This is a genomic window from Phormidium sp. CCY1219, assembly GCF_055795085.1.
Map to the genome: position 1 here is coordinate 1 of NZ_JAYFEQ010000100.1, position 211 is coordinate 211.

Here is a 211-nt window from a genome sequence, read left to right on the forward strand (position 1 = left end):
GTTCCTCTCGTTCCAATTGCAATAATAACGGAACAAACTCCGCTGAGGGTAATTCCATCACTGATTCAATAATGGCGGCAAGTTCTTCATCGATAGAACCAAAGCGGGTTCGGAGAATGTCTTCGATAACCTGACGTTCTCCTTGCTGAAAGGCTTTTTCTTGTTCTTGTTGGTAAAGGGGTGCTAATCTCATAATTAACGCTCTGTCTCC

The 211-nt window shown here is 43.6% G+C and carries 1 protein-coding gene; it reads right to left on the reverse strand.

Features of this window, described 5'->3' with window-relative positions; all coding sequences use genetic code 11:
* The coding region (locus tag AC0QH1_RS00585; RefSeq protein ID WP_324628789.1) for a hypothetical protein at positions 1–193 on the reverse strand (193 nt) is incomplete at its 3' end.
* Positions 194–211 lie beyond the last annotated feature (18 nt).